Origin of the sequence: Rhodococcus sp. CX (assembly GCF_015865005.1) — a bacterium.
In the GTDB taxonomy this organism is placed as follows: domain Bacteria; phylum Actinomycetota; class Actinomycetes; order Mycobacteriales; family Mycobacteriaceae; genus Rhodococcus.
In genome coordinates this window covers 43993-47149 of sequence record NZ_JADZGH010000156.1, presented here as the reverse complement: position 1 = coordinate 47149, position 3157 = coordinate 43993, and the positions used below count along the sequence as shown (strand labels likewise).

Genomic DNA, 3157 nt, shown 5'->3' with positions numbered 1-3157 from the left:
CATCACGTTCGAGGTGCGTCCCGGTGAGATCGTCGGGCTCACGGGGATCGCCGGATCCGGCTACGACGACGTGCTGGCCGCGCTGTACGGCGCGAAACCCGCACGCGGCGGGCGCATGACGATCGGATCGGACGACGTCGCGCTGCCCACCACGACGCCGATCGACTCGCTCGCCCGCAAGGTCGTGTACGTGCCGCCGGACCGCAAGGTCGAGGGCAGCGCGCCGGAACTGACGGTCGCCGAGAACGTCACGCTCCCGATCCTCGGTAGCGGCTTCGTGAAACCGCGTGCGCTGAACGCCGTCGCCAGCGCCCTTGCCGAACACTGCGACGTTCGGCCCCGCGATCCGCAGGCCGTGTACGGGTCGCTGTCCGGCGGCAACCAGCAGAAGGCGCTGCTCGGCAAGTGGCTTCAGATCGATCCGCAGCTGGTCCTGCTGGCCGAGCCCACCCAGGGTGTCGACATCGGTGCCCGCGCACGCATCTTCGAGATGCTGCGCGACACCGCGAACGGGGGAGCGGGCATCGTCGTCGCCAGTTCCGACTACGAGCAACTGTCGGTGCTGTGCAACCGCGTGCTCGTGTTCTCCCACGGCCACATCGTCGCCGAACTCACCGGCGACAACCTCTCCAAGCAACACATCTCGGACAGTGTTCTCGGTCTGAGGACAGTGTCCTCGGCCTGACCCGACAGGAAGTGAATGCCTGATGTCCGTCACCATCGACAAGACCGCCGCTCCGAACACCGTCGCACCTGAAGAAGCACCACCGAAGCGACGCCCGGCGCTCGGGCCGGTGTTCGAGAAGTACGCCCTCGTCCTCGCTCTCGTCGCAGTCGTCGTCTTCTTCAGCGTGCTGCGCCCCGAGGTCTACCCGACCGCCAACAACCTGCAGAACATCCTCGGCTCCCAGGCGGTACTGCTCATCCTGGCGCTGGGCCTGATCGTGCCGCTCACCGCAGGCGAATTCGACCTGTCCGCGGTGTCGACCATGTCGCTGGCGGCCATGACGATCGCGGTACTCAACGTCCAGCACGGCTGGTCGCTGCTGCCGGCCATTCTCGTCGCGATCCTCGCGGCGGTGTTCGTCGGCCTCGTCAACGCGTTGCTGGTTGTGCGGCTGCAGATCGACTCGTTCATCGCGACACTCGGCAGCGGTACCGTGGTTCTCGGTGTCGTGCAGTGGATCTCGGACTCGACCTCGGTCACCGGTATCGACTCGGGGCTCGTCGACGCAACCATCGGCACCCGCGTCTTCGGGGTGTCGCTGCAGTTCTACTACGCGCTGGCGCTCGTCCTCGTCGCGGCCGTGGTGTTCCAGTACACCCCGATCGGACGTCGGCTGCTGTTCGTCGGACGCGGCGCGCAGGTCGCCCGGTTGAGCGGCCTGCACGTCGATCGCATCCGCGGTGGCGCGCTCGTGACGTCGGCGTTCGTCGCCGCGCTCGCCGGCATCGTGTACGCCGGCATGCTCAGCGGCGCGGACCCGTCGTCGGGACAGTCGTTCATGCTGCCCGCCTTCGCCGCCGCGTTCCTCGGCGCCACCGCCATCGTCCCCGGCCGATTCAATGCGTTCGGCACCCTCGTCGCCGTGTACTTCCTGGTGGCGGGTGTCGTCGGGCTGCAGATGCTCGGCGTGGCCAGCTTCGTCCAGCAGTTGTTCTACGGCGGCGCGCTGGTGATCGCGGTCGCGCTGTCCGGCGCTGTCCGTCGTCGCACCGCCTCCCGTGGAAAGCGTTGAGTCGGTGCCCGTGACCCCCGGGCCGGGACCGCATGAGTCCCGGCCCGGGGGTTCTGTCTGCCTCCCTGTGTTGCGCCGCTGTCACGGTTGCGCAACACGTCGAGGCTCGTGCGTCGATGCAGCGCCGACGGCCACGACTGCCGACCGTCGACTCGCGCAACGCGTGTGTTACCGAGGCGGAACGGAATCGCCTCCCTGCCCGAAGGAGACTGCGCAGTATCCGCGAACGAGCGGTCGTCTATCGGCAGAAGTGAAAGGCAGAGAACATGTTTCATCTCGGATGGTTTCTCGGGAGCGGCTTCGGAATCCAGCCGTGGAACCCTGCGGGAGGCGACGGTGTGTACACCGGTGCGAACATGCGGGATTGGATGAAGCCCGACCTGTACGTCGATCTGGCAGCATCGCTCGAGCGCGCCTGCTTCGACTACATCCTCATCGAGGACACCGCGATGGTCGAGGACAGCTACAACGGATCCGCGGAAGTATCGCTTCGGCGGGGCTTCATGGCACCGAAGAACGACCCGATGCCGCTCGTGCCGCTGATGACCCAGCGCACCAAGCACATCGGCATCGTTCCCACCGTTTCGACCATCCAGTACCACCCCTACCTCGCTGCCAGGCTCTACACGACGCTCGACCATCTCACCGAGGGACGCATCGGCATGAACGTCGTCACCTCCGTCACCGACCGTGTGGCCCAGAACTTCGGCTACGACCAGCATTTCGACCACGACGAGCGGTACAAGATGGCCGAGGAGTGGGTCGAGGTCGTCAAGCAGCTGCAGCACTCGTGGGACGTCGACGCGGTGGTCGCCGACGACGTGAACGGCATCTACGCCGACCACACCAAAGTCCACCCCATCAACTTCGAGGGGAAGTACTTCCGCTCCCGCGGCCCGCTCAACACCATCCCCGGGCCGCAGCGGGACATCCCGGTCGTCTCGGCGGGTGGCTCGGTGCCGGGTCGCGAACTCGCGGCGCGGCACGGCGACACGCAGATGGCCATGTGCAAGACGGTCGAGGACATGAAGGCCTACCGCGAGGACATTCACAGCCGAATGCTCGCCCACGGCCGCAAGCCCAGCGACATCAAGCTGCTGTTCCTCGCCACCCCGATCGTCGCCCCCACGGACGCGGAAGCGCAGGAGAAGGCCGAGGCGCTGCGCCGCTACCGGTACACCGACGCCGCGGTCGAGTACAACCTGTGGAACATGAGCTACACGAGCGGCGGGCGAATCGACTTCGGATCGATCGACCTCGATACCCCGGTCGATCAGATCGACCTGTCCAAGGGCAACGGCGAACGGTCGTCGATCGCCAACCTCTTCCAGGACACCGAAGGCAAGACCCTTCGGGAGGTCGCGGCGGAGTCCTTCCAGATCACCGACCTCGGTCTGGTCGGCAGCCCGGACACCGTG

3 protein-coding genes are annotated in these 3157 nt (G+C 66.6%); all 3 read left to right on the top strand.

Annotated features, from left to right (window positions below; all coding sequences use genetic code 11):
* Positions 1–685, top strand: a 685-nt coding sequence (locus tag I0Q12_RS16420) for an ATP-binding cassette domain-containing protein (protein WP_197252909.1), incomplete at its 5' end; no start/stop codon positions are given.
* A gap of 22 nt (positions 686–707) precedes the next feature.
* A complete protein-coding gene (locus I0Q12_RS16415; RefSeq protein ID WP_197252908.1) occupies positions 708–1739 on the top strand; it encodes an ABC transporter permease in 1032 nt (343 codons plus the stop codon).
* Positions 1740–2005: 266 nt separating this feature from the next.
* Positions 2006–3157: NtaA/DmoA family FMN-dependent monooxygenase (locus I0Q12_RS16410; protein WP_197252907.1), on the top strand; the 1152-nt coding region annotated here is incomplete at its 3' end.